Annotated in this window: 1 protein-coding gene; it reads left to right on the top strand. The window is 69.7% G+C overall.

The window, feature by feature from the left end; genetic code table 11:
- Positions 1-238: AMP-binding protein (locus tag SB764_RS44350; RefSeq protein WP_410867355.1), on the top strand; the 238-nt coding region annotated here is incomplete at both ends.

Here is a 238-nt window from a genome sequence, read left to right as displayed (position 1 = left end):
CACCTACGCCGAACTCAACCTGCGCGCCAATCGCCTCGCCCACCGGCTCATCGAGCTCGGCGTCACCCCCGATGCCCTCGTCGGCGTCGCCATGGAGCGCTCGCTCGACATGATCGTCGCGCTGCTCGCGATCCTCAAGGCCGGCGGCGCTTACGTCCCCGTCGACCCGGAGTACCCCGCCGAGCGCGTGCGCTTCATGATCGACCACGCGCAGTTGCGCTGGCTCCTCACCCAGCAG

It is taken from the genome of Paraburkholderia sp. SIMBA_027 (assembly GCF_046535315.1).
In the GTDB taxonomy this organism is placed as follows: Bacteria; Pseudomonadota; Gammaproteobacteria; order Burkholderiales; family Burkholderiaceae; genus Paraburkholderia; species Paraburkholderia tropica.
This window is presented reverse-complemented; position numbering and strand designations above follow the sequence as displayed.